Source organism: Aestuariispira insulae (assembly GCF_003385955.1).
GTDB lineage: Bacteria > Pseudomonadota > Alphaproteobacteria > UBA8366 > Aestuariispiraceae > Aestuariispira > Aestuariispira insulae.
Genome location: NZ_QRDW01000005.1, coordinates 29,470 through 56,268, shown reverse-complemented (window position 1 = coordinate 56,268; position 26,799 = coordinate 29,470). Strand labels below are relative to the sequence as shown.

Below are 26,799 nucleotides of genomic sequence, written 5' to 3'. Positions count from 1 at the left end.
ACAGATGGCGGACACTGCTTTTTCCGGTAAATCCGTACCGATCAAACCCAAACTTTCCAACGATGACTGGATCATGCGCGGGGCCATGATCCTGATCGGGCTGGTCCTGATCATTGCGATCATTCTGCCGCTTTATGCCATGCTGTCGAAATCCTTCGAAGATTCGGATGGCAATTTCATCGGCCTGGCCAACTATGTTGAGTATTTCTCCACTCCCGCCCTGTTCCAGTCGATCTATAACTCGCTTTCAATCTCGGTCATCGCCACCATCGTGGTTTTGGTCACCAGTTTCCTTTATGCCTATGCGCTGACCCGGACCTGCATTCCGTTCAAGAAGTTTTTCCGCCTGGTCGCCATGATTCCGCTGCTGACTCCGTCACTATTATCCGGGATTTCTCTGGTCTATTGGTTCGGCAATCAGGGCGTTGCCAAGGAGTTGCTGTTTGGTGAAAGCATCTACGGTCCGATCGGCATTGTTTTCGGTTCCAGCTATTGGGTCTTCCCCCATGCGCTGATGATCGTGATCACCGCGCTCTCCATTGCCGATTCCAGGCTTTACGAAGCCGCGGATGCATTACGCACCAGTAAGATCCGGACCTTTTTCACCGTCACTTTGCCGGGTGCCAAATACGGCCTGATCTCCGCAGGCTTCGTGGTCTTCACCCTCGTCTTCACCGATTTCGGTGTGCCCAAAGTGATTGGCGGCAATTACAACATGTTGGCCACCGACATCTATAAGCAGGTGATCGGGCAGCTGAATTTCCAGATGGGCGCGGTTGTTTCCGTGGTTCTGCTGGCCCCCGCCCTGCTGGCCTTCGTGCTCGACCGAATCGTCCAGAAGAAACAGGTGGCCCTGCTCTCCGCCAAGGCGGTACCGCTGGTGCCCAAGCCCGATGCAAAACGCGATATGTTCTTCCTGGGTTTCTGCACGCTGGTTGCCGCTGTCATCATCGGCATGATCGGCATGGCGCAATATGCCGCCCTGGTGAAATTCTGGCCGTATGATCTCTCGCTTTCGCTGAATAACTATAATTTCGACGTCATGGATGGCGGTGGCTGGGATTCCTTTTACAACTCCATCGAGCTTGGCCTCTGGTCCGCAACCATTGGCACGGTTGTCATTTTTTTCGGTGCCTATCTGGTTCAAAAGGGACGAGGGTTTGAAAAAGGCCGCGGCCTGTTCCAGGCAATCGCGATCATCCCTCTGGCGGTGCCAGGCATGGTTTTGGGCTTGGCCTATATTTTCTTTTTCAACAACCCGGATAACCCGCTCAATTTCATCTATGGCACTATGATTATCCTGGTGGTGGTGACGATCACCCATTTCTATACGGTGAGCCACCTGACCGCGGTAACCGCGCTCCAGCAGATGGATAACGAGTTCGAGGCGGTGTCCGCCAGCTTGAAAGCCCCTTTTTACAAGACTTTCACGCGAGTTACCGTTCCGGTTTGCAGCCCGGCAATCCTGGATATCTCGATCTATCTTTTCATGAATGCCATGACCACCGTGTCGGCGGTTGTGTTCCTGTATTCCTCTGACACCTCTTTGGCATCAATCGCGGTTTTGAATATGGATGACGCCGGCGATATCGCCCCAGCCGCCGCCATGGCCATGATGATTGCCTATACCTGTCTTGGCGCCAGGATCCTTCATGCCCTGTTAAGCCGGGGCATCATGAAGAAAACCGCCGCCTGGCGCGGCCGTTAAAGTTTCATCCGCCTGCCCCGCCCCATGGTTTTTCGGTCGGGGCGGGCGGACGAAATCCAAAAATTCTCTATTTCGATTTGATCGTGCAAACGATCCGGCATAAAAAGCAGGCTTGTGAACATGCTTGTTATGCACTGCTGTTGGAAAGATTGACCCTTCGCCATGCCTTTGCCAAAGATCATAGCCCATCGCGGCGCCAGCGGCCACGCGCCGGAAAACACCCTGGCCGCCTTTGCCAAAGCTGCCGAACTGGGCGCGAAATGCGTTGAGTTTGACTGTATGTTGGCGGGCGACGGCACCCTGATGATCCATCATGATGAGAGCCTGCGCCGGATCACCGGGGCAGAACTTATGGTCAGCGAAGCCACTGTTTCCAAGATCAAGGCACTGGATGCCGGTTCCTGGTATGACGCGGAATTCTGCCATGAGAAGGTTCCGACCTTCCTAGATACCATGGATATCCTGGTGGCACTGGGCATCGGAGCCAATATCGAGATCAAACCGGCACAAGGCCAGGATGTAGCTACCGGCCAGGCGGTTGCCGATCAGGTTGAAAAACGCTGGCCTCGGCATTTGCCTGCCCCCGTGATTTCCAGCTTCAGCGAAGAGGCCTTGAAGGCATCCCAGGAACGCATCCCCCAGATCGAACATGCGCTTCTATGGGAAGAGATCCCAGCCGACTGGGAGGACCGCCTGCATGGGCTTGGCGCCACTGCCGTCCATGTGGATAGCGATCATCTCAGCCGGGAACAGTTCAACGCCTTACGGGACTCCGGTTTCCCTGTGCGGGTCTATACCGTCAATGATCCGGAACGTGGCCGGGAATTGCTGGATTGGGGTGTTGAATCGCTAATCACGGATTATCCCGACCGGTTCTGAGCAGGCGCGTCGCCGTTAGCTGTCCGACGGACCCTTGAGCTGAAAAATCACCTTGATGCCATCTGATTCCTCCCTGTCATCAGGATGAATTTCATCACGCAGATAAACCCGCGCCACCTGATCTTCAAACAGGCGGAGAATATCGTCGGCGGAATTATACTTGCCGCCATGTGCCACCAGGCTGCCCTGGGCCATTAATTCCTCTTCCGAAAAGGGGGTATAGGCACAGCCTACCGCGATGACCGCGTCCGGTGCGGCAACCCGCATGACCTCGCTGGCGGCGCGCGCGGGATCGTCACTATAGGCCAAGACCCAGCCCAGGATGATCACGTCAAAACTGTCATCCTCAAACGGCATTTGATGCATGTCGCCGGTTTCGATGAAATCCGAATAGGAGATCAGGTCGAGCCCCTTGATATTGGCCGGATCAAAACCACAGGCAATCAGCATGAAAATTTCCGCCTCCGTGCGCGGCCCGATGGTCAGCACCCGCAGCTTCTTGATCCGTCGGGACACCCAGGAAATGGAGCGCAGCGCCATGGAGAGCACCAACGGGCGGCTCATGGAAACCTTGCCGATCAGGTTCTTCAGATTATGTTCCACCGCATTTTCAATCACCGGGCTGTTTTCATCCGCCGCATGAATGCGGATATTCTCGCGGCCCACCTGGTCGATGCGCAATTCAGCCACCGAGGTGCAGATATGGGGGATATGGAATATCTCATCCGGATTGGCTTGAAGATATTGCACAACAGCCATCAACAGCTGCTGGTTCAGCTCTTTGAGCACATATCCCTGGTTGCCGGCGGTGATAATCACGGTTTGCGTCCCCTTTTCCTGCGCGACAGGTTTTCATTATACAGGACCATCGAGCATGTGATACATCTTATTGAGATACAAGGAAATCTGGACAGATCTTATGTTTCCAGCCTATGAAATCGAGCGGATCAAATGGTATGCGGGCCTGCATGCCTTCCTGCACGCCCATGACCAGTTCAAGCCCTTCCATGACAAGCTTCCCGACATAACGCGAGGCGAAATCCCGTCATTCAGAGACCTGACCATTCTGCATCATAATGTGCTGAAACAGATCTTTGCCAACCCGGCACTGACGGAGCTTTTTTGCCGTGCAGTCGACTATTATAACCGCGAAATCCTGAAGCAGCCGCAGCTGCCGCCGCCGCCGGAACCGGGCGGGGCCGAGAATCTCCACACCATGCGGGAACAAGGTTATACCTTCCTGCCACAGCTGGACGAAGACCGGATCCGGGACATGCGCGACTATTTATCGGCGCAACCCGTCCTGGACCATAAAACCCGGACTGAGATGCATATCGAAGAAGCCCGACAGCATAATCATGTCGCCACCATCCCCGAGCGGCAGGTGATCAATTGCCCGCACCTTTTTGAGATCCTGCTCTCGCCCGAGGTGATCAATCTTGTGGGTGCGACCCTGGGCGCAACACCTGTCCTGATCAACCTGGCCAGTTGGTGGAGCTTTGCCCGACCGGGCGAGGCGCGCGAGGCCCAGCTATTCCATATGGATGTAGATGATTACCGTTTTTGCAAATTATTCATCTATCTGACCGATGTGGACGAAGAAACCGGCCCACATACCTATGTGCCCACCACGCACCGGCTAGACGTGATCGAAGCCGCCCAGGCACGGGCCAGAGACCCGTCCGCCTTCGTCAAATGGTATGTGGAAAGCCTGCGCAAGACCGATGAAGAGGTCGCCCATCATTTCGGCATTGAACCGGTCAAGATAACCGGTCCAGCCGGCAGCCGCATGCTGGTCAACACGTTCGGCCTGCATAAAGGCACCAAGCCTGAGCGCGCCGACCGTTTGCTGTGCCAAGCCACCTTTGGCATCACCACCGCGCAGTCCCATTTCTTTGAGCCGATCACTCCAGGTCAGCCGGGCACGGAAAATATCTGGTCCGGTGCGATCCGGCCGCCTCATAATTTCGTGACCCGGCTGTATTTCCAGGGCGGCAGCTAAGCGGCTATTTCCCCGGTTTTCTGCCATTCATCCGGAGGCCAGCATATAAAACAGGGCGGCATAGAACAGGGTTGATAGGATCAACAGCACATATAGCATTACCCGCGCCATTTTGAGACTGCGATCCTCTGAGGGACGGAATGCCCGGTTTTCCTTGGTGGAGAAGGAAAGATGCTGCAGATCCACCGGGTTCCAAGTCACCAGGTAGGGTTCCGATTGTTCTATCTGATCTTGCCAGGCCCGATTGTCGAAACCAAACTCGAAACCATCCTGAACATCCAGTTTATCTACAAACGGCTCCCTCCCTTCTCCGATGCGACCACCACGTCTACGCCTGCCAGATCGCCGGTCATAACTGATCCGCCTTCTGTCCAACCGCCTTCGCACCTCACCGCGTCGTTCCGGCCCGTTATATTCCTCTGCATCCAGATCCGTTTTTTACCAATTGTTGGCCTGACGTATATTCAGTGCCCGCCGGACAAAAATTTTCCACCATTCGCCTACCTTCGATGCCATTGTTTTACTATCAGCATCTTATGTATGTGGTATCTGAATGCTCAATTGTCGGATACGACATAGCAAAGAAAAACCCCCGCCGATGATCCGGCGGGGGTTCCCAGGAGATCCGGCGGTTCTGAGCTTCCCCCGGACGTTTTTACCTTTGATCAGATCATCCAGGGCAGCGAGAAAGTCTTCACATTGGTGTAGGATTTCATCGCCTCAATAACGCCTTCCTTATAGCCAAGGCCGGAATCCTTGATCCCGCCGAAAGGCGACATCTCGATCCGGTAACCGGGCACTTCCCAGACATTGACCGTGCCGGTGACCAGTTCGGCCACAAAGCGCTGGATATAGTTCAGATTATCGGTGCAGACACCGGAAGAGAGGCCGAAAGCGGTCGAGTTGGATACCCGGATCGCATCGTCGATATCCTTGACCCGGATGATCGGGATCGCCGGGCCGAAGGTTTCCTCGCGCACCAGCTCGCTGTCAAACGGCACATGATCGATCACCGTCGGCGGATAGAGCGCGCCTTCACGGTTATTGCCATGCAACAGGGTCGCCCCCTCTTCCACGGCTTTGTTGACCCTGGCCTCAAACAGTTTGGCTGAAGGTTCGTCAATCACGGTGCCGATATCTGTCTCGGGATCCATGGGATCACCGCATTTCAGCTTTTTCGCCTTTTCCAGCACCAACTTGGAAAACGCGTCGGCAACCTCTTCCACCACCAGGATCCGCTTAACCGCCGTGCAGCGCTGACCGGAGTTTTTGGTGGCACCGCTCACCGCCAGCTCGGCGGCTTTCTCCAGATCGGCATCTTCCATGACGATCAAGGGCGCGTTTCCGCCCAGTTCCAGAACCGTGCGGCGATAACCTGCATTTTCGGCGATATATTTGCCAACCGGCACGCCGCCGGTGAAAGTCACCAGCTCGATATTCTCATTGCGGATGAACTCGTCGCCCAGATCCTCCGGCAGGCCGGTGATAATGGACAACATCTCATGGGGCAGGCCCGCCTCATAGAGGATGTCCGCCAGCAATAGCGCGGTCAGCGGGGTTTTCTCGGTCGGCTTGCAGACGATACAGTTATTGGTCGCCACCGCCGGTGCGATCTTATGCGAGATCATGTTGAGCGGATGATTGAAGGGCGTGATCGCACTGATCGCCTTCAACGGTTCGCGCTGGGTGAAGATCTTGCGCTTCTTGCCCTGTGGCGTGATATCACAGGAAAAAATCTCGCCGTCATCCTTGATGCACATCTGCGCGCTCAAGGTATAAACGTCATAGGCACGCCCCACTTCATAGAGCGAGTCCTTCTTGCAAAGGCCCGATTCCAAGGTGATCAGGTCGGAGATTTCATCCTTGCGGGATTCCAGAATCTCGGCCACGCGAAACAGTATCTGCTGCCGTTCATAGCGGCTCAAGGTCGGCTTGTAGTCAGCGGCGATCTGAAAGGCTTCCTTGGCATGTTCGGCGGTGCCGCGCGGCACGGTGCCGATCACTTCATCCGTATAGGGATAATGGACCTCGATGCGGCCTTCAGTATCCACCTTGCGTCCAGCGATCCTCATCGTCTCATGTCGGATATGGTTTACCATCTTTAATGATCCTCTCAGGCCTGCATATGGTTGAGGCCGACAAAGAAAGCGTCGAAGTTGCGCAAGGTCGCGCCTTCGGGCATGTCGGTCTGTTTGTTGGACAGGAAGGGCACATCCTGTTCGGAGATCCCTCCATGGGAACGCAGGGGTTCTTTCAACTGGGAAAGATCATGACGGTCGGCGCTGGTGCCCAGTACCACATTCTTCTCAGACACCACCACAATATCCCCGACCCGGTCCTGGGGCAGTTGGAACCTGGCACAGGCCTCTTCGCGGGTCAAAGCCACTTCAATCCCCGCCATCGCGGATAGATCGGCGAGCACAGCGTCGCGGTCCAGATCATCCGCCAAATAGGCGGTGACATAAGAACCAAGCGCCCCATGATGGACCACATAGGGGTCGGTGATCGGGCAGATCACCCGGGTTTTTCCGAGGCCCAGCTTTTCATCCAGCACATCCTGCAGGAAAATCACATCCGGCGTTCCGTCGGCCTTATGCTTGGCATTCATGCCATGATCGGCGGTGATGACAATGGTGCAACCCATCTCATCCAGCTGGGAAAGATAGCTGTCCATCATGATATAGAAATCATTGGCAACCGGGGTACCCGGCGCATGCTTGTGCTGGATATAATCCGTGGTGGAAAGATACATCAGGTCCGGACGGTCCCGGCCCATGATCTTGACACCGGCGGCAAAGACCAGTTCGGACAGTTCCGCGGAATAGACCGACGGCACGCCCATGCCGACCAGATCATTCACCCCTTCGATACCATGCTCTTCGAGCGTGCATTGATCGGATTTTTCCGAGGAGAATGAGCAGGCCTTGCCCGGTTCCATGGTCAGGCCATTGCCCAGAAGGCGCCGCAGCTTATCTTTGGCCGTGATCACGGCGACCGTGCCGCCCTGATCCTGGAAGGCCTTGAAGATGGTGGGAACGCGCAACAGGCTAGGGTCATTCATCATGATCTCGGAATCACTTTCCGTATCATAGAAGAAATTGCCACAGATCCCATGCACTTCCGGCGGACGACCGGTTACGATGGACAGGTTATTGGGGTTGGTGAAGCTGGGCACAACGCATTGTGCGATCCGGTTCATACCGCTCTCCAAAACCTTGGCAAAGAACGGTGCCCTGCCGGTTTTCACCGCCTCTTCGATATAACCGGGCTCGGATCCATCAACACAGACCACCACCAGGGGGCTTTCCGACTTGGCGTAATCACGGCCATTCACTTCAATTTTCATCATTCAGCCAATCCTTATTCAGCAGCCTGTGCCGGGGCACAGTTGGTGACATTCATTTCGGTCAATACGTCACGGATCGCACCCAGTGCGCCTTCCATATGCCCCTCATCCAACCGGCCGATACAGCCAATCCGGAAACTGTCCGCAACTGTCAGTTTGCCCGGATAGATCAGATACCCCTTCTCCGCCAGGGCATTATAAAAGGTTTCGAAATGGAAGTTTGGATCCGACGGCTTGTGAAAAGTGATGATGATCGGCGCTTGCAGATGGTCGGGCAGCAGAGTTTCAAATCCCATTGCGCGCATGCCGTCGACCAGGACCTTGCAGTTATTGGCGTAACGCCCGCCACGGCCCGGCTGCCCACCTTCTTCCAAAAATTCCTGAATGGCCTGATGCAGGGACACAATCACATGAATGGGCGGTGTAAAGCGCCATTGTTTATTGGCTTCCATTGCTTTCCACTGGTCAAACAGATCCAGGACCAGCGCATTGGCATTGCCCTTGGTGCCGGCCAGCGCGCTTTCACGGCAAACCACAAAGCCCATGCCCGGAACCCCTTCCAGGCATTTATTGGAACTGGCCGCCAGCGCGTCATAATATACCTCGCCCGCATCGATTGGCATCGCGCCGAAAGCGGACATGCTGTCGACCAGCAGGCTGCGCCCTTTTGCTTTCACCATTGAGGCAATTTCTTTGATCGGGTTCACGATACCGCTGGTGGTTTCGCAATGGACCGCAAAAACATGGCTGATGCCCTCGTCCGCGTCCAGGATCCGGCCGATTTCATCGACATTGGGCGGCGTATCTTCCGGCGTTTCATAGGTGACATAGGCGCGGTCGTTATAATCACAGATTTTGGCACAGCGCTGGCCATAGGCCCCATTGACCAGAATCAACATCTTGCCATCGCGCGGCAGGAAAGAGGTGATCATCGCCTCAACCGCAAAGGTACCACTGCCCTGCATCGGCACCAGCACATGGGTGCCCGTGCCACCGGCAATTTTCACGATCTCGTCGCGAACGGCCTGATTTATGTCGATAAATTTCTGGTCACGCGAGCCCCAGTCATGAACCATAACATCTTTGACGGTCCGTGATGTGGTCAGCGGACCGGGGGTTAGCAGCAGGGGATCACCGGTTTCGCTCGCAGCAGGTTTGGAAGCCATTAATTTCTCTCCGAAAGGGGAACAGAGCCAGATGCGGATTAATTCCGCGCTGAAAGCTATGAGCCCTCGACAAATATAAGTCAAATTGATATTAATTATACGATCAATAGGTTGCATCTATGTTTCAGCAAAGACCGAAATACCCATGAATTATAGTCAGTTACGGGCCTTCCACCGGGTCGCCTTGGAAGGTAGTTTTACCCGGGCCGCCCGCGCCTTGCGCGTTTCCCAGCCGACCCTCTCTGCCCAGGTTAAGGAGTTGGAGGAATCCTACGGCGTGCGTCTGTTCGACCGCCGGGGCCGCGGTGTCACCCTGACCCAGCTTGGTATTTCCCTGCAGAGCATCACCAACCGCCTGTTCAGTCTGGAAGATGAAGCAGAATCCCTGCTATCCGGCGCGCGCGATCTGACCAAAGGGCATTTGTCGGTCGGCAGTGACAGCCCGCCCCATGTCATGCCAATCCTATCCTCAATCAAAAAGAACCATCCGGGCCTCAGTCTCTCTCTCTCCATGGGCAATGCGGATGCGGTCCTGCGCGACCTGCTCGATTACCGTACCGATGTGGCGGTGCTGGCCAGCGCACCCAACGATCCAAGGCTGCATATCCTGCCCTATCGGAAGGAAAAACTGATCTTATTTGTACCCAAGGACCATGAGCTGGCAGAAAAGGAGGCCATGACGCTGAGCGCACTGAACGGCTGCGACCTGGTGCTGCGGGAACGGGGCTCGATCACCCGCGTAATTTTCGAAGATGCCATGCAACAGGCCCATGTGACGCCCAGCGGCATTCTCGAGATCCAAAGCCGGGAAGCCTGCCGCGAGGCGGTGGCGGCCGGCCTTGGCATCGGCGTGGTTTTTGAAAGCGAGTTCGGTGTTGATCCCGACCTGGTTTCCATCCCGATCAAGGGTCACGATCTGGAAGTTGGGGAATATGTTGTCTGCCTTAGAGACCGGAAGCGCTTGGCCAATATCCAGGCGTTTCTATCCATTGCAGAGGAATTGGCGGACTGATTTGATCTGCAAATGCCACGCGGAAATCATCAACGAATTCTTTTAGACGTCCACTTGCCGGAGGGTGCAAGCCGCCTCATCCCAGCGCCAAAGTGCACGCCCCTCCCCAAGGTTAACACCGCCCATCCAATGTTCCACACCATTGTCAAGGATCCAATCCGCCTCGCCTTTCAACAGCGCCCGGCCGTAATCGGTCAACGCAATGGGTTCGCGAATGCCCTCGAAAGCGGTGATGGCGGGCTTTGGTGCCGCGCTAAGCTCGCTTAGAAAAGGCCAGAACATCACATCCCCCAGGAATGGCTGAGGATCGAGAGTCAAGGTGAGTTCGCGGAAAATTTCGCCCGGTGTGCCAGCCCCCCGCTTCAGAGCCTTCAGGGCAAGCTGGGCGGTCAGGCTGAGGCCGTTAACCACCCAGGGATAATCCTGAAGAAAACGGATCATCGCTCCATTGATATAGGGAAGCCCCTCCACCCCACCATTGGTGGCCAGCCGCGCAATCTCTTGCGGGTTGTCCCGGCGGTAGGCATCCCAGAAGCGCGAGGCCTCTTCCGCCATGGCGCGGGTCACCGGTATTTCCCTACCTTTGAAACAGGCCAATTGTTCAGGCGCAAGCTGCCCAAAACCCATGAACCGGTCCAACCCTTCAAACCGGTCAGTTGTAATCAGATAAAGCCGGTTCAGGATCGACGGTCGCCCTTGAAGACGTGACAACAGGTTAATCAGAACGGATTGATCGTAAAGGTCATGTTCGAACCACAAGATGATCCTGTCATAATCGTCCAGCTTTTCCAGCGCCCGATATTGATAATCCAGTTTGGTATAGGTCTCTTCGAAATCCTCGCCCCAGGCTTCCGATATGAACAGCGCCCTGATCTTCAAATAGGTTCTATGACTGGACACATGGGGTACCGGCCCCTGGCAGACGGGATCGCTCCACTCCAGATAGTCGCCTTCAAACCCCGCTTCAAACAACCGTTCCGCAATATCGGAACCACATCTCAAATGCAGTTGTCGCATCACCCCAGCTCCACCCATACGAGAAAACCCAGACTTCATCACCCATTATCATAGGGTTGGTGACGGTTTTCTAGCAGGGCAGAAAATTTCAAAAAAGAGTCATAAAAACCGCGTCTCTCGTGATCTTGAGGCTAGTTCATCCCTATTGGATAGCTGTCGCCGAGATATCTTCGGAAAATGGCTGTCATCTTCCCATCGGCAATCATTTCACCAATGATCCTATCATAGGCCGCCAGAACCTTTTCTCGGTCCGGATGAACCGAAGCTTTTGGAAAAACGTTGTAATAGGGTTTCTTTTTGAGCGGTTTCGGCAGGAAGCTGATTTCTTCGGCATATCCATGGCGCTGGGCTTCGTAAAGCGTGTTGATCGTGTTTAGGGCGACAATGTCGATGCGTCCGGCCATCAGCTTCTTTATCTGGAGATCATTATTCGACACCAATTGAAGCGACAATCCCGCGTCCCAGAATTCTGGCGTATAAGCCAGATTCCTGGTGGCGCCGATATTCAAATCAACCAGATCTGCAAAGGTTTGATAGTTGAGTTTGCCTTCATCTTCCGCCCGGATAAAAAAATGCCAACTGAGATCGATATAAGACCGTTCCGGAAAATGTAAAAAAACCTCTCTTTCCGGTTTCTTTGAGAATAGCAACAGCATGTCGGCCTTGCCGAGTTTGGCATTTTCCAAAATCCGGCTGTCGGATCGGATCAGTTGGATTTTGAAGGCTATCCCCAACGCCTTCATGACATGGCTCACCACATCCGCATCTATCCCCCGCACACCGTCCGGCGCAGGATATTTAAAAGGTTCCTGCGGTGTTGCCAGTATCATGAAAAAGCGCTGGGTATTTTCCTCCGCCTTCGCTGGTACACTCCATGGACAAAAACAAGCAGCCAGAAGCAAATATAGCGCCCGCTTCCAAGCCTTCCGGAACAACACATCCTTAGCCATTTTCCACGTCATCAGATGCACTTGAAATCACTTATCTCCCAGATATTTTGAGAAAATCGCCTTTATGGTGCCATCCGACTTCAACTCTTGAATGATTTGGTCATATTTTGCCGGCATCGCCGCAATACCAGGGAAATCTGATGCCTTCACGAACACATTGTAATACGGCTTCGTTTTCAGAGGCTTGGGCAAATAAGCGATCTTGTCTAAATTCCCGGCATTTTTTTGCTCATAAAGAGTGCTGATTGTATTCAGCGGTACCAAATCGAAGCGATTTGCAAGCAATTTGCCGATCTGCAAATCATTCCGCGGCGCTGTTTCAAACTTCAATCCCGCTTCCATGAATTCAGTTGTATAGGAAACGTCTTTGGTGATGCCGATTGTATAGGCCCTTAGATCATCCAATGTGTCGTAGGAGATTTTCCCCTCATCTTCCGCTCGGATGAAGAAGTTCCAACTGATATCCACATAGGATTGCTCCGGATACGTCAGGAAAGCCATCCTGGATTCCTTCTTCGAATAAAGGAGCAGCATATCGACCTTGCCCTTTTTTGCCTCTTCCTGGATCCGGGCATCGGATTTGATGAGTTTTATGGTGTAAGATACGCCCAATCGCTTCATCACTTCCTGGATCACTTCAACATCAATCCCCATATATTCGCCATCAGACCGGAATTTGAATGGTTCCTGTGGGCTTGCGACTATTGTGAAGTCCCTTGCTGACACCGGAGATGCCCCCAAGAGGGCCAATACGATCAACAGCCCAAACAGTTTGGATAGAGTGTTTTTGATGTTGAAGTTGAGGTCACAAAACATGGATTTTGCTTCCGCCAGCACATGAAATCATTTTTCTCTGACGGCGAGGTTAGCGGATGACTCTTAAGATTTTCCTTATTTAGCTTGCCTGCTAATCATAAATGTTTCGCCAACGGTCCCTCTGGGAAGGAGGCCTTCCTTTTAGGGAGCGTTACTCAAGCCAATCCATCTTCTTCGGAAAAAACCTCCAACGCCGCATTAAGCCCGTTAATTGCCGCCGGTAAACCGCCATAGAGCGCCATCTGCCAGATGGTTTCCGCGATCTCCTGCTGGCTCAGGCCCGCTTTTCGGCCGCCGGCGATATTGACCTTCAACTGTGGTGCCGTATGCCCGCCGAGGGCTGTCAACGCGGCGATAGTCGCGATATAGCGGTCCCGCAGCGGCAGGCCTTCCCGGGCATATTGACGGCCATAGGCAAAATCCACCACGGCCTCGGCCATGCCCGGCACCAGATGGCCGTAGCGTTCTTCCAGGGTTGCCTCCATGCCGGGGTTCAATTCTTCCGATAACCGGCGGCCATTCTCCAAAGTCTCTGACATCTCCTACCCTTCCATAAATGATTGAGATCATTAAGTTGGTAAGCCATCGGCATGTTTCAAGTTGGAAAGAAAAAGGGCGCCCCGCAGGACGCCCTTTTATAAATCAATTCCAACGGAACTTAGTCGTTGGTCGGGAAGGCCAGCTGCGCGCCTGCCTTGTGATCAGCAGGTTGATATCCGCATTGGGATCATTGTAGGCACCGATTTTCACCGCCTCCGCCTTCGCAATCCCAACTCTTGCCATCATATGTAAGGTGACGGTTCCTATCTATCGCCGAAATTTTCAGAAAGAGTCGTAATGAAAATGAATAACTAACTTCTCTGTAGTAATATTGATTTCAATACGAACCAGGTATCACCATACCATTTTCTTCCAACCAGTGCTCAAGTTGAGCCATCCCTTTCCGGATCCTACTTCTGGATTTCAGTATCGCTCGGGAGGAGATTATGTGATCTGCAACCCCTATGCCTTTCAGATCCTTTATAGAAAAGTCCGCTCCGAGTTCCAAAAGAGCGAGTGCCTTTCGATATTGATGCTTCCTTACCGCAATTAGCAGCAAAGTCTCACCGGAAACTGGATGTGCTCTGTTTATATCTGCACCGGCATCCAACAGAAGATTAACAGCCTTCATACTGTTAGCATCGAATAGCGGGATTCCGCTTCTGACAAAGGGTGATTTCACTCTCGTATCAATTTTCCCAGCATGTATGGATAGCTTAGGGTCAGGATCCGCACCGTGTAAAAGAGCGGCCTTAAGAAGTCTACTGTCCTGCCATCCCGCCAAAACGGGTACAATAGATGTACCATCATCACATAGTGTATTGGGATTAGCTCCCATTTCGAGGAACGCGTTGAACACATCAACATTAAACAAACCAATTGCGAACCAGAGAATTGAAAAGCCTTTAAAGCCAACAGCGTTTACATCAGCACCTTGGGCTACAAGGTTGCGGACTTGTTCTAAATCTCCGTCATAAGCAGCCTTGGCTAGGCTACGGTCAAGCTCCCTTGCAAAGATCGCATTGATATTGCCTCTTTGCAGCAGACCAACACATCCATTAGCAGAGTGTTTTTCAAGCCGACTAACTTCTTTTTCCGTAAGTTCTAATGATAGCTTAGAGACTGCTTCGACAGATTCATTTTTTATTGGTTTCCCGCCAGAAACTTGCACACAGGAAGTTTCTGCCAATATGACACATGTAACAATTACGCATTTGCTCAACTTGAACATTCTATCCTGCCTAAAACACTCCCTGGAATTTTATTCCCTAGTGAAGAAAAAAAAAGCAAAGGTAACCTAAATTATTTGTCTTAGATATTGCTTTCTACTACCGGGGTTACACCCCCTGTTCAACAAGTAAGGGCGCCCACCAAGGGCGCCCTTTTCCATCGCGCTTATAAAACTTGATCAGTCGTTGGTCGGGAAGGCCAACTGCGCGCCTTCCTTGATGCCGGACGGCCAGCGGGAGCTGATCGTCTTCATCTTGGTGAAGAAGCGGATGCTTTCGGGCCCATGCATCTGGGTGTCGCCAAATTTAGACCGTTTGGAACCGCCAAAATTGTGGAAGGCCATCGGCACCGGGATCGGCACATTGACGCCGATCATGCCCACATCCACCTGCTTGGAGAAGGTGCGCGCGCTGTCGCCGTCGCGGGTGAAGATCGCGACCCCGTTTCCATATTCATGATTGTTGATCATGGAAACCGCACTGTCGAAGGTCTGCGGCGCGGTGACGGAGAGCACCGGGCCAAAAATCTCGGTCTTGTAGATCTCCATTTCCTCGGTGACATTGTTGAAGAGCGACGCCCCAACGAAATAGCCCTCTTCATACCCCTGCAGACGGGCGCCACGACCGTCGACCAACAGGTCTGCGCCCTCTTCAATACCCTTGCTGATCAGGCCTTCAACGCGCTCCTGCGCCTGCCTTGTGATTAGCGGGTTGATATCCGCATTGGGATCGTTATAGGCACCGATCTTAAGCGCTTCCACCTTCGGCACCAGACGTTCGATCAGGGCATCCTGGGTGGCTTTGCCTACCGGCACCGCAACCGAGATCGCCATGCAACGTTCGCCAGCAGATCCGAAACCGGCACCGATCAAGGCATCCGCCGCCTGATCCATATCCGCATCCGGCATAATCACCATGTGGTTTTTCGCCCCACAGAAGGCCTGGACCCGTTTGTTGAATTTGGAGCCATGCTGGTAAATATATTCGCCAACCCCAGTGGAACCGACAAAGGAGATGGCCGGAACGTCGTCATGTTCCAGCAGCGCGTCCACCGCTTCCTTATCCCCATGAACCACGTTCCAGACACCGTCCGGCAAACCGGCTTCGGTCCAAAGCTCGGCCAGGAAGTTAGGGCAGGAAGGATCACGCTCGGAAGGTTTATTGACAAAAGCATTGCCACAAGCCACCGCCATCGCGCCCATCCACAAGGGGATCATGACAGGGAAGTTGAAAGGTGTGATCCCCCCCACAACACCGATGGGTTCGCGGATGGAATAAAGATCGATATTGCCGCCGATATTCTGGTTGAATTCACCCTTGATCAAATGCGGGATGCCGGCGGCGAATTCGACCACATCAATACCGCGCTGGATCTCGCCAAGCGCATCCGGGATGGTCTTGCCATGCTCACGGCCCAGCATCTCGGCCAGCTTCTCCTTGTTCTGAACGAGCAATTCACGGAAACGGAAGATGATCGCGGAACGTTTCGGCACGGAGGTATCACCCCAGGCCTCAGCCGCGACCAGCGCGTTTTGAACAACCTTGTCGACCTCCGAACGGCTGGCATAAGGCAGCTTGGCGATCACCTCACCGGTTGCCGGGTTATAAACTTCGCCAAAGCGATCGCCTTCCCCGTTCACTTTTTGGCCACCAACCCAGTGATAAAGCTGTTCAGTCATGGATGCTCTCCTTCGCACAAATGCCTGCGCAAACATGAATGCGCAGCCTCTAAGAATTGAACTATACCCGTTCTAAGCAGGCGGCCTGGCACCAACAAGGGCCAGACGGCCATCATCAGGGGGGCCAGCACCCCAAACGCAAATCTGTCAGGCGGGATCAGATCCCGAAGGAATTCTTGATGCCGTCGATCACGAACTGGACGGACAGGGCCGCCAGGATGATGCCCAGCAACCGGGATACAACGGATGTTGCCGATTCCGTCATCAGCTTGCTGATCGGGCCCACCATCAGAAAGGCGAACATGCTGATCAGGATCACCACACCCAAGACCCCGTTCACCATAATCTGGGCGGCACGATCGCCCGCATGCTGGCTCATCAACAGCATGACGGATGCGATGGATCCCGGCCCTGCCATCAGGGGAATGGCCAGTGGGAAAACGGAAATATCATCCGGTGAGGCGATATCATGCACCTTTTCCGCCGCCTTGGTCTTTCGAGGATTGCGTTTTTCAAACACCATCTCAAAAGCGATGATTCCCAACATCAATCCCCCGGCTATCCGGAATGCTGGCAAACCAATGCCCAAAAGATGCAAAAAATCCGCCCCGAACCAGGCAAATGCCGACAACACCAAGAAGGCAGTGATCGTCCCTTTAATCGCCATCAGGCGCTGATGCGCCAGATCCGTGCCTTTGGTCAGGGCCATGAAGATCGGCACATTGCCCAAAGGATCGATGATCACAAAAAGGGCAACGAATGTGGTCAGGGCAACATCATACATCATGCAGGCTCAGTTTTTGGAAAAGGCGCGGATCACGTCTGTTGCGCGCGACCCCAAGATTATGAAAATACTACCAATATTGCCCCCTTCCCTCAACCAATTGTTCAAAATCAGCCCGTTTTCAACTTTCATTCCTGTGATTGAGAATAACTTGCATTAAAAACACAACTGCGGTAGAAGCCCCTTAGTCAACAATGCGAACCAGTCGCATATGCAACTCAATTGGCAAAAACCGAGGTATTTCCCATGAAGAAGGCTCTCAGCACCATCGCGCTCGCCGCCGCCGTCACTTTGACCGCCGGGGCCGCAAATGCCGATGTGAATGTTTATTCCTACCGCCAGCCGTTCCTGATCCAACCGATGTTCGATGCCTTCACCAAGGAAACCGGCATCAAGGTCAATGTTGTTTTTGCCAAGAAAGGCCTGGAAGAGCGCCTGAAGCAGGAAGGGGCCAACAGCCCGGCGGATCTCGTCTTCACCGTTGATATCGGCCGCTTGAATAAAGTTGTTGAAGAAGAGCTGGTCCAGCCGGTTAACAGCGATATCCTGAATGCCAACGTTCCGGAAAGTCTGCGCGATCCGGAAGGCAAATGGTTCGCCCTGACCACCCGCGCGCGCATTGTTTACGCCTCCAAAGATCGCGTAAAGCCGGGCGAAATTGCGTCTTACGAAGATCTGGCTGATCCGAAATGGAAGGGCCGTATCTGCACCCGTCCGGGTAACCACGGCTATAACCTGGCCTTGATTTCTTCCATGATCGCCCATCATGGCGAGGAAAAAACCGAAGAATGGCTGAAAGGCGTCAAAGCAAACCTGGCCCGCAAACCGCAGGGCAATGACCGCGCCCAGGTAAAAGCCATCTGGCAGGGCGAATGCGATCTGGCCATCGGCAACACCTATTACATGGGCAAGATGCTGGCCGATGAAGAGCAATATGCCTGGGCCAGCTCTGTTAACATGGTGTTCCCGAACCAGGCCGACCGCGGCACCCATGTGAATATTTCCGGTGTGGCGCTGACCAAACACGCGCCCAACAAACAAGAAGCCATTCAGCTGATGGAATTCCTGACCGAAAATCTGGCGCAGAAAATGTATGCCGAACAGAATTACGAATATCCGGTCAAGCCGGGTGTGGAATGGTCCGGCCTGCTGCAATCCTGGGGTGCCTTCAAAGCCGACAGCCTGAACCTGGCGGAAGTCGCCAAGAACCGTGCCGCTGCCTCCAAACTGGTTGATAAGGTTGGCTTTAACGAATAATCGGGTTAAGACCTGACAGAACGAACGGGAGGGCCTGCCGGTTCCTCCCGTTCTTTGTTTTAAGGCTTGTATCGCTGGAGAATGAGGCAGATGTCGTCCCAGGAACCAACATCCTCCCCCGCCAGGGTCGGTCTGATGAACCGCCTGCTGGGGCATCGGGACAATCATTGGACGATTGGCGCCTTCCTGGTCGCGGGCCTGGTTATCCTGCCGGTGGCAGCCATCCTGACCCTTGCCTTTAATCCCGAAGAGAATATCTGGCCGCATCTGTTCGATACCATGCTGCCGCGCTATGTCGCCAATACCCTGCAATTAATGCTGGGGGTGGGCGGAGGCGTTTTTCTGATCGGCGTCGGCACAGCCTGGCTTGTCACTATGTGCCGCTTTCCAGGCAAACGCTATTTTGAATGGGCATTATTGCTACCGCTGGCGATGCCCGGCTATGTTGTGGCCTATGTTTATACCGACCTTCTGGAATATGCAGGCCCGGTGCAAAGCTCTCTGCGCGCACTGTTCGACTGGCAGTTAAAATCCGATTACTGGTTCCCGGAAATCCGGACCACGGGCGGGGCCATCGCCATGCTGAGCCTGGTTCTCTATCCTTATGTCTATCTTCTGACCCGGGCCGCCTTCCTGCAACAATCGGTTTGCGTCCTGGAAGCAGGCCGGGTGCTGGGGCGCAGCCCGTGGCAATGTTTCTGGTCCATCGCGCTGCCCATGGCCAGGCCGGCCATCGTGATCGGCATGGCGCTCGCCATGATGGAAACCTTGAATGATTTCGGCACCATTGATTTCTTCGGGGTGCATACCCTGACCGCCGGCGTGTTTGATGTTTGGATGGAGATGGGCAATCTGGGCGGTGCAGCCCAGATCTCCCTGGTTATGCTGGCCTTTGTAATTGCGCTTCTCTGGATTGAACGCACATCGCGCAAGGGACAGCGCTATCACAATACAACGACCCGGTATAAATCGCTCAAAGGCTTCCAGTTGGGCGGTGCTGCCAACATTGGCGCGGCCTTGGCCTGTCTGACCCCGATCCTGCTTGGTTTTGCCATCCCGGCGGCGACTTTGACCTATTACGCGGTCATGAACTGGCAGCAGTCCTGGACCCCGGAATATTTCACCTATGCCGGCAATTCGCTGATGCTGTCCGCCGCTGCGGCTTTGATCGCGGTTTTGATCGGCCTTTTCCTGGCCTATGCACTGCGCCTTGGCAAATCACCTGCGCTGAAGGCCGCTACCCGGATCGCCAATGTGGGCTATGCTATGCCAGGCGCTGTGCTGGCAATCGGCGTACTGATCCCCTTTGCGCGGTTCGACAATGCGGTTGATGCCGTCATGCGGGAACATTTCGGCATTTCCACAGGTCTCATGCTCTCCGGCACGGCGGTTGCCATCATCTTTGCCTATTCCGTGCGTTTTTTGACCGTAGGCATGGGCGGGGTTGAAAGCGCGCTTTTGAAAGTAACTCCCAATATGGATGATGCCGCCCGCACACTTGGTGAAAGGCCCTTGGGTGTCTTGCGCCGCGTCCATCTGCCGATGATCAAAAGCGGCCTGCTGGGCGGCGGCATCCTGGTCTTTGTTGATGGCATGAAGGAATTACCCGCAACCCTGATCCTGCGCCCGTTCAATTTCGACACCCTGGCCACCTTCGTTTATCAGTTCGCCTCGGACGAATTGCTGGAGGAAAGCGCGCTTGGTGCCCTGACCATTGTGGCAGCGGGTATCCTGCCGGTCATTTTATTGTCACGCGCGATCAGGACTTCCCGTCCCGGCCATTCAAATTGAGCCCCGGCTCGGTCATCCGCCACCGCTTGCAATCCCAAATACCTTCGCCCATGCTGGCAGGGAACAGACGGGAAAATGGATGATGCAGGAAATCTACGCGCTTTCGGAACAGGGAAACTTCTGGGGGGCCTATCAAGCGCTATTGCCGGTCAAGGAAAGCCAGCCTATGACCGCCCAGATCCTTGAAGCGGATTTCTATCTCCATGCGCAGCTGGGTTATCGCTGGGAAGGACTGGCTATCGCGAAATCGGTTCCGGCCCTGCTGAATAACAGCCTCTACAGCCAGCTTTTCCTGGGCCAGGCTGTCGATGTTGTCGCCCCGCATCTGGTGACGGAAAGCCCGTTGATGCAGGCGATGATTTCATCTCAGGATTTTTGCCGCCAATGCGGTATTGGTTTCCTGCGGTTCATGGATCTGATGGCCCAGCTGACCGATGACCATCGGGGCTTGATCCAATTGATGGACCGTTTTCTGTCCGATCCCGAGGTGATCAAACATACCGGTTACAGCACAGCCGCTATCGGGCTGTATTGCCGCCATTTTGCCGATGCCGCTGCTGTCGCGGAGAAAATCCGCCCGCTTTATGCAACAGATGACGGCACCTTTCCCCCGGCCATTGCCGCCGAACTATCCCGCTATGAAGCCCGCTTCACGGACCAAATTCCGGCTACTGCCACCCAATCGGACCTGTTTCATGAAATGGGCATGGTTCCCAGCTATGCTATGAGCGGCACACGGGAGAGCCACCCGGCGGATACCGGGGCCAACTGGATCACACCGGAGATTGATCCAGTGAGGCTGAAAGCCGGGATCGAAAAGCTGATGGCACGCACAGCGCGCTGGCTGGAGGATGAGGGAAGCCCCCATCCCGCCCCGGCGTTGCGGGCCATGCGTGATGGCGGGATTGCCCCCATATCCGTGCTGTCCACCGGGCGGGTCGGCACCACCGCCCTGCAGGTCCTAGCCGGCCATTCAGACAGGTTGTCCCCCTATCATTATCTCTCCCAGAATATTGCCGCAGGCGATCGCAACCACCTGCTGTACCGGTTGATGGACGGCACCGCCGATGACACATTCCTGGACCGGTTCATCGAACGCTATCTCACATTCCGCTTTGCAGAATTGTATGTGAGCCACAGCCAGGGCCGCCGCGCGATAATTGTCAATCATCTGGACACGCTGTTCACACCGATTATGGCCGCTATCTTCCCCAAGGCCACCTTCCTCCACGCCTATCGCAATCCCGGTGCCACACTGATTTCCCTGGCCTATAAGAACCAGTTCCAGTTCGCCCAGCTGCGGCATCTGAAATATGACCCCGGCTATCCATCAGGCCTGTTCCTGCATAGCCGCGACCCCAATCTAAGCCTGGAGCAGGAATGCGCCTGGTATATGCATGTAACCGATCTTTATGCGAGAAGCCTGGGTGAATTATTACCCCAGGAACGGTTCCTCAGCCTTGACATGGAAGACCTGTTTGCAGGTAATCCGAATCGGATCGAAACCTTCATTTCCTTCATTGGTGACGACGAACTGACCCCGGAATTATGCCGCGAGACATTCAGCCGCAAGATCAATGAGAAATCACATAGGGTTGTTTCAGAGGCCCATCAATCACAGGACCGTGCCGCCGAAATTCTGAGCCATTGCCGCCAGCAACTGACGGACAATGGCCGCTTTTGATCAGGCTTTGCGCCGCGCGGACCGGTCCGGCGTATCAGAGGCATATTGTAGTCTGCCGTCTCCGATCTCGTAATAGTCGCTCTTGTCCGCCACAAAAATATGCTCCGCCAGATCCAGCCCGGTCGGGTGATCCAACATACCGGTCATGATGCTGACCTGGTCCCGGTCCAGTCGCCGGTAAAACAGATTGCCGCCGCATTCACCGCAAAATCCCCGCTGGGCTTCCGGTGAGGATTGGAACCATCTCAGGCCAGTTTCATTGGTCAGGGTCAGCTGATCCGCCAGACAGGCCGTTGCCGCAACAAAATGCCCGCTGGTCTTTTGGCATTGTCGGCAATGACAGGCGATCACGGGCCGCATCGCGCCACGCACTTCAAAGGCAACGGCCCCGCACAGACAGCTCCCGGTTCGGATTTCCGCAATCTCTTTCGTCATGACATCACTCCCCTGTTCACAGGTAAAAGAATGCCTCCAAAAACGGCCTAAAAAGCACTCTCCCGGCGACAGAAACTGCGCCGGGAGAGACAATGGATAGATTCTTTCAGGCAGGTGTTATGCAGCCTGGAAGCGTTCTTCCGCCAAACGATCTGCTGCAACATGGGTCGCGGTGCCGTCCTTTTTGGAACGCGCATAGATCTCCAGCAGGGTGTTTCCGAGCCGGCCCACATGGTCAAAGGTGGCTTTTTCGTCAAAATCCGGCCCCTGATGGTAGACATGGATCACGCCACCGGCATTGATCACATAATCGGGCGCATAGAGAATATTCATCTCATGCAGCATGTCGCCATGGCGGTCTTCGGCCAGCTGGTTGTTGGCCGCACCGGCAACCACCTTCGCCGAGAGACGCGGGATGGTGTTGTCATTCAAAGTCGCCCCCAGCGCGCAAGGCGCATAGACATCCACATCCAGATCATAAACCTCATCCAGGCCGACAACTTCCGCGCCAAGCTCCGCCTTCGCCTTGGCAAGTGCCTCTTCATTCATGTCACTAACCCAAAGCTTGGCACCGGCCTTTTTCAACTGGTCCGCCACGTCATAGCCCACATGGCCCAGCCCCTGAACGGCAACACGGATCCCGTCCAGGCTGTTTTTGCCCATGCGTTCCTGGATGCTGGCCTGAATACCGCAGAATACACCATAGGCGGTGCCCGGCGACGGGTCGCCGCCTTCACCCGGGATGCCTTTGACAAACTGGGATTCCTTAGCCATCTCCGCCATATCCGCCGGACAGGTGCCCACATCCTCGGCAATGACATATTTACCGCCCAGGCGCTCAACAAAGCGGCCCATGGCCTGCATCATTTCCGGCGTCTTTTCGGTCTTGGAATTGCCGATCATCACGGATTTGCCGCCGCCCCAAGGGAGATCGGCCAATGCGTTTTTATAGGTCATGCCGCGCGACAGGCGCAAAACATCCGTGATCGCCTCTTCTTCCGAGGCATAGTCCCACATGCGGCAACCGCCCAGTGCAAAACCGCGGCTGGTATTGTGGATCGCAATAATCGCGCGAAGGCCGCTCGCCGCATCCCGGCAGAACACGACCTGTTCGTGATTGTCAAATGAAGGAGATTCGAAAACCGACATCGCAATAATCCCTAAGCGTTTGGTCGAATATTACCGACCTTTGTAATTTTATTACCCAAAGATAGATATACTCCGCTTTTGTCCCTTGGGAAGCGGGAAAATGACGGAAAACTGCAAAAAGCAGGAATCTATCCAGACAGCGCGACAGGCGGATAAAATACTTAGCTTGTACAGCAGGGATTCGACGCAATATTATGACGCCCATCGGACCAACCGATAGGTGAACAGGCACCAAAACGACTCTGTATCAAGCGTTTTCAGTGAATAATGAGGGTAAAATGAGCCGAAAGAAGGTCATTCTCGATTGTGATCCGGGCCTGGATGATGCGGTCGCTATCCTGATGGCGCTGCAGGCGTCAGAGGATATCGAACTGCTGGGGATCACCACGGTTGCCGGCAATGTCTCCGCCGAAGCCACCTATCGAAATGCCCGGGCCCTCTGTGCCCTGGCCGGGCGCGAAGACGTTCCGGTATTGAGAGGGTGCACCCGCGCGATCATGGGCTCCAGCGTGCGCGCCGAACATATCCATGGTGCCGACGGCATCAGCGGCACCCCACTGCCCGCCTCTGCCGCCGAAGAAGATCCACGCCATGCAGTCGACTTCCTCATAGAACAATGCCAGGCAGCCGATGACCACACCATAACCATCTGCCCGGTCGGCCCGATGACCAATCTGGCCCTGGCGATGATCAAGGAACCAGCAATCCTGCCCAAGATCAAACAGGTGGTTTTCATGGGCGGTGTCGCCTTTGACGCGGGCAATTGCACACCGGCAGCCGAATTTAACATTCATGCCGATCCCCATGCCGCCCAGGTGGTCCTGCAAAGTGGGATTGATTTGGTGATGATGGGTCTTGATGTCACCCACAAGGCCCATATCACAGATGAACGTTTTGCCCGCATCCATGCGCTGGGGTCCGAGGTATCAAAGGCCGTCACCTCAATGCTGGCCGCCTATCGCGACGTGATCGCACAAAGAAGCCAGGGCAGCCGCGAAGGTGTGCTGCACGATCCCTGCACCATCGCCTATGTGATCAACCCGGACCTGTTCCAGGGCCGCAAGATGCATGTGGAGGTGGACACCCAGGCCGGCCCCAGCCTGGGCCGCACAGTAGCCGACGGGCTGGGTGTTTCAGACCAGCCCGCCAATGTGACGGTGATGGAGGATCTGGACGATGAAGGGCTTTACCAGATGATCACGGAGATGTTGGGGCGGTACAAATAGTCACCATGGCAGCATTATTGTTAGTTTTTCCTTGCTTTTTTCCCAGCCACCACTACCACTTACCGTTCTAAGCTTACCGCTTGTGCTGTACCCAACAGAAACTGCACCTTTGATCTCTTCGCCTGGCTGACAAGTCACACGCCAAAGAAAATTGCGGTTCTTCCCTATCCCTGGTTCGTGGCTTGGTGAAAATGCACCAAAACACTCATCTCCAGATGCAGTGAAGATCCGAAGGTAGCCTTCGTCATGGGTTTCAAAAACCATGTTTCCGTTTTGCAATTCTTCAACACCTAACCAGGCGACCTTAAGAGGCAAATCAATGCCAGCCCAATCTGTCCTTGTAAGAAAGTTTGTTTTGAGTCCGTCTTCACCCTTTGGAAAGGCCAACTCCAGATTGGTTTGATCAGAATATCTCCAAAGAACATTGCTTCCCTTTGCATAGAGCAGACATTGATCACCAAGGGATTCTAGGCAAGCGCTGTAACTTTCTGACAAAGGTGTTGCATAGCAGCGCCCTGGGGTCACAGCGCCTTTGGGGTTTTTACATATTTGATAGTATGCGGCCGTTGCAAATAGTGGATTTTTGGCATTTCTTTTAACAAAAAAATAGCCTTCATCATTTGATCGGAAATCGTCCCATGCCCGGCTTACTTCTTCGTTAAATATAATTGGACCACGACCAACTAATTCCTTCCGATCCATAGTCGATCCGGACTGGCACCCTAGCAGACCCCATCCCAAAATAAGGATCCAAAGCACACGCATAATCAAACCCCCCAAATTCTATTCACATTCGGGGATACTCTGTTGGGCGCTTGCATTCAATCCAGAAAATCTGATCAAGTCACCGCCGCACGCACCTGGAATTCAGCCGCCTTGTGACGCCCCTCTTCCATAATCACCCGCAAGCGCTCCACCGCGTCCCAGACATCCATGTAACTGGTATAGAGCGGGGTGAAGCCGAACCGGATCAGGTTGGGGGCGCGGAAATCGCCGATCACCTTATCCGCGATCAATGACTGCATGATGGCATAGCCTTCGTCATGAGCGAAAGAAACCTGGCTACCGCGCTCATCCCCGTTGCGAGGCGAGGCCAGTTCAAAGCCGTGCCCGGCACAACGCTCTTCTACAAGACTGATGAAAAGATCACAGAGTTTAATGGATTTTTCCCGCACCTTGGCCATATCCACAGTCGCCCAAAGATCGAGCGATTCTTCCAGCGCCAGCATGGCCAGGACAGAGGGCGTACCGCAGAGATAGCGATCCACCGTGCCCGAGGGTTCATATTTGGTGTCAAATTCAAACGGGCTGGCATGGCCGTGCCAGCCGGACAGCGGCTGAACCACCTGATCCTGGTGCCGCTTGGCCACATAAAGGAAAGCCGGGCCGCCGGGGCCGCTGTTCAGATATTTATAGGAACAGCCCACCGCCAGATCCACATTGCAATCATCCAGCTCGACCGGCAGGGCACCCGCGCTATGGGCCAGATCCCAGAGCATCAGGGCGCCTTTTTCCTGGGCCACCTTGGTCACAGCCTTCATGTCATGCTTGCGGCCTGAGCGGAAATTCACATGGGTCAGCATGACGATGGCGGTATCCTCGTCGATGGCATCAACTATTTCATCTTCATTCACCAGCCGCAGCTCGCATTTATCCGGTCCCAGCATTTCGGCCAGCCCCTGGACCATGTAAAGGTCGGTCGGGAAATTGCCCGGATCGGACAGGATCACCCGGCGGCCCGGACGCATCTTAAGCCCCGCGGCCAGCAGCTTGAAAAGATTGACCGAGGTACTGTCGCAGGCAACGACCTGGCCGGGCGCCGCGCCGATCAGGGGCGCGATTTTTTCACCCAGGCGCTGGGGCAGATGCATCCAGCCATGTTTGTTCCAGCTGGTGATCAGGTCCTGGCCCCATTCAACCTCCACCCCCTGGCGCAGCCTGGCAATGGTGGCAATCGGCAATGGGCCCAAGGAATTGCCGTCCAGATAAATCAGGCCTTCGGCCAATTCGAACTTGGCGCGATAGCCGGCCAGATCATCGGACCGGTCCATGGCTTGCACATCGTCACGGCTGATAGCGGGCATTGCGGAACACTCCTGCTTATGTCTGATCGATTATTTTAAGCTTAA

The 26,799-nt window shown here is 54.4% G+C and carries 25 protein-coding genes; 8 read left to right on the top strand and 17 right to left on the bottom strand.

Going from position 1 to position 26,799, the window contains the following annotated elements; all coding sequences use genetic code 11:
• Positions 1-4 precede the first annotated feature (4 nt).
• Both DFP90_RS13020 and DFP90_RS13010 read left to right on the top strand, forming a co-directional pair.
• A complete protein-coding gene (locus DFP90_RS13020) occupies positions 5-1,708 on the top strand; it encodes a putative 2-aminoethylphosphonate ABC transporter permease subunit (RefSeq protein ID WP_115936938.1) in 1,704 nt (567 codons plus the stop codon).
• Between the two features lie 162 nt (positions 1,709-1,870).
• Positions 1,871-2,587, top strand: a complete 717-nt coding sequence (locus DFP90_RS13010) for a glycerophosphodiester phosphodiesterase family protein (RefSeq protein ID WP_115936936.1) — start codon at positions 1,871-1,873, stop codon at positions 2,585-2,587.
• Between the two features lie 15 nt (positions 2,588-2,602).
• On the opposite strand, the gene DFP90_RS13005 is transcribed toward DFP90_RS13010, so the two are convergent.
• Entirely contained in the window at positions 2,603-3,406 is an 804-nt protein-coding gene (locus DFP90_RS13005; protein WP_115936935.1) for a class I SAM-dependent methyltransferase, read from the bottom strand.
• A gap of 100 nt (positions 3,407-3,506) precedes the next feature.
• Between DFP90_RS13005 and DFP90_RS13000 the strand changes: the two genes are divergently transcribed.
• A complete protein-coding gene (locus tag DFP90_RS13000; protein WP_115936934.1) occupies positions 3,507-4,589 on the top strand; it encodes a phytanoyl-CoA dioxygenase family protein in 1,083 nt (360 codons plus the stop codon).
• Between the two features lie 27 nt (positions 4,590-4,616).
• On the opposite strand, the gene DFP90_RS22895 is transcribed toward DFP90_RS13000, so the two are convergent.
• The 4 genes from DFP90_RS22895 to DFP90_RS12980 all read right to left on the bottom strand — a co-directional run bounded on the left by DFP90_RS22895 (position 4,617) and on the right by DFP90_RS12980 (position 9,101).
• On the bottom strand, positions 4,617-4,790 hold the full coding sequence (locus DFP90_RS22895; RefSeq protein ID WP_181905340.1) for a hypothetical protein: 174 nt from the start codon (positions 4,788-4,790) through the stop codon (positions 4,617-4,619).
• Between the two features lie 464 nt (positions 4,791-5,254).
• Entirely contained in the window at positions 5,255-6,688 is a 1,434-nt protein-coding gene (gene phnY / locus DFP90_RS12990) for a phosphonoacetaldehyde dehydrogenase (protein WP_115936932.1), read from the bottom strand.
• A gap of 14 nt (positions 6,689-6,702) precedes the next feature.
• Positions 6,703-7,938 carry a phosphonoacetate hydrolase gene (phnA, locus tag DFP90_RS12985; RefSeq protein WP_115936931.1) on the bottom strand — a complete coding sequence of 412 codons (1,236 nt, stop codon included), beginning with the start codon at positions 7,936-7,938 and terminating at the stop codon, positions 6,703-6,705.
• Between the two features lie 11 nt (positions 7,939-7,949).
• A complete protein-coding gene (locus DFP90_RS12980; protein WP_115936930.1) occupies positions 7,950-9,101 on the bottom strand; it encodes a 2-aminoethylphosphonate--pyruvate transaminase in 1,152 nt (383 codons plus the stop codon).
• Between the two features lie 145 nt (positions 9,102-9,246).
• Here DFP90_RS12980 and DFP90_RS12975 point away from each other — a divergent pair, with 145 nt between their 5' ends.
• Positions 9,247-10,113, top strand: a complete 867-nt coding sequence (locus DFP90_RS12975) for a LysR substrate-binding domain-containing protein (protein WP_115936929.1) — start codon at positions 9,247-9,249, stop codon at positions 10,111-10,113.
• A gap of 42 nt (positions 10,114-10,155) precedes the next feature.
• Here DFP90_RS12975 and DFP90_RS12970 read toward each other — a convergent pair whose 3' ends face one another.
• The 8 genes from DFP90_RS12970 to DFP90_RS12940 all read right to left on the bottom strand — a co-directional run bounded on the left by DFP90_RS12970 (position 10,156) and on the right by DFP90_RS12940 (position 17,131).
• Entirely contained in the window at positions 10,156-11,130 is a 975-nt protein-coding gene (locus tag DFP90_RS12970) for a DUF1835 domain-containing protein (protein ID WP_181905339.1), read from the bottom strand.
• Between the two features lie 131 nt (positions 11,131-11,261).
• Entirely contained in the window at positions 11,262-11,960 is a 699-nt protein-coding gene (locus tag DFP90_RS12965; protein WP_181905338.1) for a substrate-binding periplasmic protein, read from the bottom strand.
• A 147-nt stretch (positions 11,961-12,107) separates the two neighbouring features.
• Positions 12,108-12,917: a substrate-binding periplasmic protein gene (locus DFP90_RS12960; RefSeq protein WP_218044671.1), complete on the bottom strand. Its 810-nt coding sequence runs from the start codon at positions 12,915-12,917 to the stop codon at positions 12,108-12,110.
• Between the two features lie 134 nt (positions 12,918-13,051).
• The gene (locus DFP90_RS12955; RefSeq protein WP_115936926.1) at positions 13,052-13,435 is read right to left on the bottom strand and encodes a carboxymuconolactone decarboxylase family protein; all 384 of its coding nucleotides are present in this window, start codon (positions 13,433-13,435) and stop codon (positions 13,052-13,054) included.
• Positions 13,436-13,538: 103 nt separating this feature from the next.
• On the bottom strand, positions 13,539-13,682 hold the full coding sequence (locus DFP90_RS23060) for a hypothetical protein (protein ID WP_218044670.1): 144 nt from the start codon (positions 13,680-13,682) through the stop codon (positions 13,539-13,541).
• Positions 13,683-13,773: 91 nt separating this feature from the next.
• Positions 13,774-14,667 carry an ankyrin repeat domain-containing protein gene (locus tag DFP90_RS12950; RefSeq protein WP_115936925.1) on the bottom strand — a complete coding sequence of 298 codons (894 nt, stop codon included), beginning with the start codon at positions 14,665-14,667 and terminating at the stop codon, positions 13,774-13,776.
• A 177-nt stretch (positions 14,668-14,844) separates the two neighbouring features.
• Positions 14,845-16,344, bottom strand: coding sequence for a CoA-acylating methylmalonate-semialdehyde dehydrogenase (locus DFP90_RS12945; RefSeq protein WP_115936924.1), 1,500 nt, complete (start codon positions 16,342-16,344; stop codon positions 14,845-14,847).
• A gap of 157 nt (positions 16,345-16,501) precedes the next feature.
• Entirely contained in the window at positions 16,502-17,131 is a 630-nt protein-coding gene (locus tag DFP90_RS12940) for a MarC family protein (RefSeq protein ID WP_245957066.1), read from the bottom strand.
• A gap of 243 nt (positions 17,132-17,374) precedes the next feature.
• Between DFP90_RS12940 and DFP90_RS12935 the strand changes: the two genes are divergently transcribed.
• The 3 genes from DFP90_RS12935 to DFP90_RS12925 all read left to right on the top strand — a co-directional run bounded on the left by DFP90_RS12935 (position 17,375) and on the right by DFP90_RS12925 (position 21,860).
• The gene (locus DFP90_RS12935) at positions 17,375-18,385 is read left to right on the top strand and encodes a Fe(3+) ABC transporter substrate-binding protein (protein WP_115936922.1); all 1,011 of its coding nucleotides are present in this window, start codon (positions 17,375-17,377) and stop codon (positions 18,383-18,385) included.
• Positions 18,386-18,475: 90 nt separating this feature from the next.
• Positions 18,476-20,176: an ABC transporter permease gene (locus tag DFP90_RS12930; RefSeq protein WP_115936921.1), complete on the top strand. Its 1,701-nt coding sequence runs from the start codon at positions 18,476-18,478 to the stop codon at positions 20,174-20,176.
• 79 nt (positions 20,177-20,255) lie between these two features.
• Positions 20,256-21,860 carry a sulfotransferase gene (locus DFP90_RS12925; RefSeq protein ID WP_115936920.1) on the top strand — a complete coding sequence of 535 codons (1,605 nt, stop codon included), beginning with the start codon at positions 20,256-20,258 and terminating at the stop codon, positions 21,858-21,860.
• Here the strand turns inward: DFP90_RS12925 and DFP90_RS12920 are convergent, their stop codons facing one another.
• Both DFP90_RS12920 and DFP90_RS12915 read right to left on the bottom strand, forming a co-directional pair.
• Positions 21,861-22,295: a GFA family protein gene (locus DFP90_RS12920; protein ID WP_115936919.1), complete on the bottom strand. Its 435-nt coding sequence runs from the start codon at positions 22,293-22,295 to the stop codon at positions 21,861-21,863.
• Positions 22,296-22,412: 117 nt separating this feature from the next.
• On the bottom strand, positions 22,413-23,444 hold the full coding sequence (locus tag DFP90_RS12915) for a Leu/Phe/Val dehydrogenase (protein WP_115936918.1): 1,032 nt from the start codon (positions 23,442-23,444) through the stop codon (positions 22,413-22,415).
• A 278-nt stretch (positions 23,445-23,722) separates the two neighbouring features.
• Here DFP90_RS12915 and DFP90_RS12910 point away from each other — a divergent pair, with 278 nt between their 5' ends.
• Positions 23,723-24,670 (top strand): nucleoside hydrolase, encoded by a 948-nt coding sequence (locus tag DFP90_RS12910; RefSeq protein WP_115936917.1) that lies wholly within the window; start codon positions 23,723-23,725, stop codon positions 24,668-24,670.
• Here the strand turns inward: DFP90_RS12910 and DFP90_RS12905 are convergent, their stop codons facing one another.
• Together DFP90_RS12905 and kynU are read right to left on the bottom strand one after the other, a co-directional pair.
• Positions 24,671-25,372: a hypothetical protein gene (locus tag DFP90_RS12905; RefSeq protein ID WP_147301006.1), complete on the bottom strand. Its 702-nt coding sequence runs from the start codon at positions 25,370-25,372 to the stop codon at positions 24,671-24,673. It abuts the gene before it with no gap.
• A 137-nt stretch (positions 25,373-25,509) separates the two neighbouring features.
• Positions 25,510-26,754, bottom strand: a complete 1,245-nt coding sequence (gene kynU, locus DFP90_RS12900) for a kynureninase (RefSeq protein WP_245957065.1) — start codon at positions 26,752-26,754, stop codon at positions 25,510-25,512.
• Between the last annotated feature and the right edge of the window lie 45 nt (positions 26,755-26,799).

What these genes read in the sequence shown, in the direction of transcription:
- DFP90_RS13020 (WP_115936938.1), top strand. Translation starts at nt 5, where the DNA reads ATGGCGGACACTGCTTTTTCCGGTAAATCCGTACCGATCAAACCCAAA.
- DFP90_RS13010 (WP_115936936.1), top strand. Translation starts at nt 1,871, where the DNA reads ATGCCTTTGCCAAAGATCATAGCCCATCGCGGCGCCAGCGGCCACGCG.
- DFP90_RS13000 (WP_115936934.1), top strand. Translation starts at nt 3,507, where the DNA reads ATGTTTCCAGCCTATGAAATCGAGCGGATCAAATGGTATGCGGGCCTG.
- phnY (WP_115936932.1), bottom strand. Translation starts at nt 6,688, where the DNA reads ATGGTAAACCATATCCGACATGAGACGATGAGGATCGCTGGACGCAAG.
- phnA (WP_115936931.1), bottom strand. Translation starts at nt 7,938, where the DNA reads ATGATGAAAATTGAAGTGAATGGCCGTGATTACGCCAAGTCGGAAAGC.
- DFP90_RS12980 (WP_115936930.1), bottom strand. Translation starts at nt 9,101, where the DNA reads ATGGCTTCCAAACCTGCTGCGAGCGAAACCGGTGATCCCCTGCTGCTA.
- DFP90_RS12975 (WP_115936929.1), top strand. Translation starts at nt 9,247, where the DNA reads ATGAATTATAGTCAGTTACGGGCCTTCCACCGGGTCGCCTTGGAAGGT.
- DFP90_RS12970 (WP_181905339.1), bottom strand. Translation starts at nt 11,130, where the DNA reads ATGCGACAACTGCATTTGAGATGTGGTTCCGATATTGCGGAACGGTTG.
- DFP90_RS12965 (WP_181905338.1), bottom strand. Translation starts at nt 11,960, where the DNA reads ATGATACTGGCAACACCGCAGGAACCTTTTAAATATCCTGCGCCGGAC.
- DFP90_RS12955 (WP_115936926.1), bottom strand. Translation starts at nt 13,435, where the DNA reads ATGTCAGAGACTTTGGAGAATGGCCGCCGGTTATCGGAAGAATTGAAC.
- DFP90_RS23060 (WP_218044670.1), bottom strand. Translation starts at nt 13,682, where the DNA reads ATGATGGCAAGAGTTGGGATTGCGAAGGCGGAGGCGGTGAAAATCGGT.
- DFP90_RS12950 (WP_115936925.1), bottom strand. Translation starts at nt 14,667, where the DNA reads ATGTTCAAGTTGAGCAAATGCGTAATTGTTACATGTGTCATATTGGCA.
- DFP90_RS12945 (WP_115936924.1), bottom strand. Translation starts at nt 16,344, where the DNA reads ATGACTGAACAGCTTTATCACTGGGTTGGTGGCCAAAAAGTGAACGGG.
- DFP90_RS12940 (WP_245957066.1), bottom strand. Translation starts at nt 17,131, where the DNA reads ATGATGTATGATGTTGCCCTGACCACATTCGTTGCCCTTTTTGTGATC.
- DFP90_RS12935 (WP_115936922.1), top strand. Translation starts at nt 17,375, where the DNA reads ATGAAGAAGGCTCTCAGCACCATCGCGCTCGCCGCCGCCGTCACTTTG.
- DFP90_RS12930 (WP_115936921.1), top strand. Translation starts at nt 18,476, where the DNA reads ATGTCGTCCCAGGAACCAACATCCTCCCCCGCCAGGGTCGGTCTGATG.
- DFP90_RS12925 (WP_115936920.1), top strand. Translation starts at nt 20,256, where the DNA reads ATGATGCAGGAAATCTACGCGCTTTCGGAACAGGGAAACTTCTGGGGG.
- DFP90_RS12920 (WP_115936919.1), bottom strand. Translation starts at nt 22,295, where the DNA reads ATGACGAAAGAGATTGCGGAAATCCGAACCGGGAGCTGTCTGTGCGGG.
- DFP90_RS12915 (WP_115936918.1), bottom strand. Translation starts at nt 23,444, where the DNA reads ATGTCGGTTTTCGAATCTCCTTCATTTGACAATCACGAACAGGTCGTG.
- DFP90_RS12910 (WP_115936917.1), top strand. Translation starts at nt 23,723, where the DNA reads ATGAGCCGAAAGAAGGTCATTCTCGATTGTGATCCGGGCCTGGATGAT.
- DFP90_RS12905 (WP_147301006.1), bottom strand. Translation starts at nt 25,372, where the DNA reads ATGGATCGGAAGGAATTAGTTGGTCGTGGTCCAATTATATTTAACGAA.
- kynU (WP_245957065.1), bottom strand. Translation starts at nt 26,754, where the DNA reads ATGCCCGCTATCAGCCGTGACGATGTGCAAGCCATGGACCGGTCCGAT.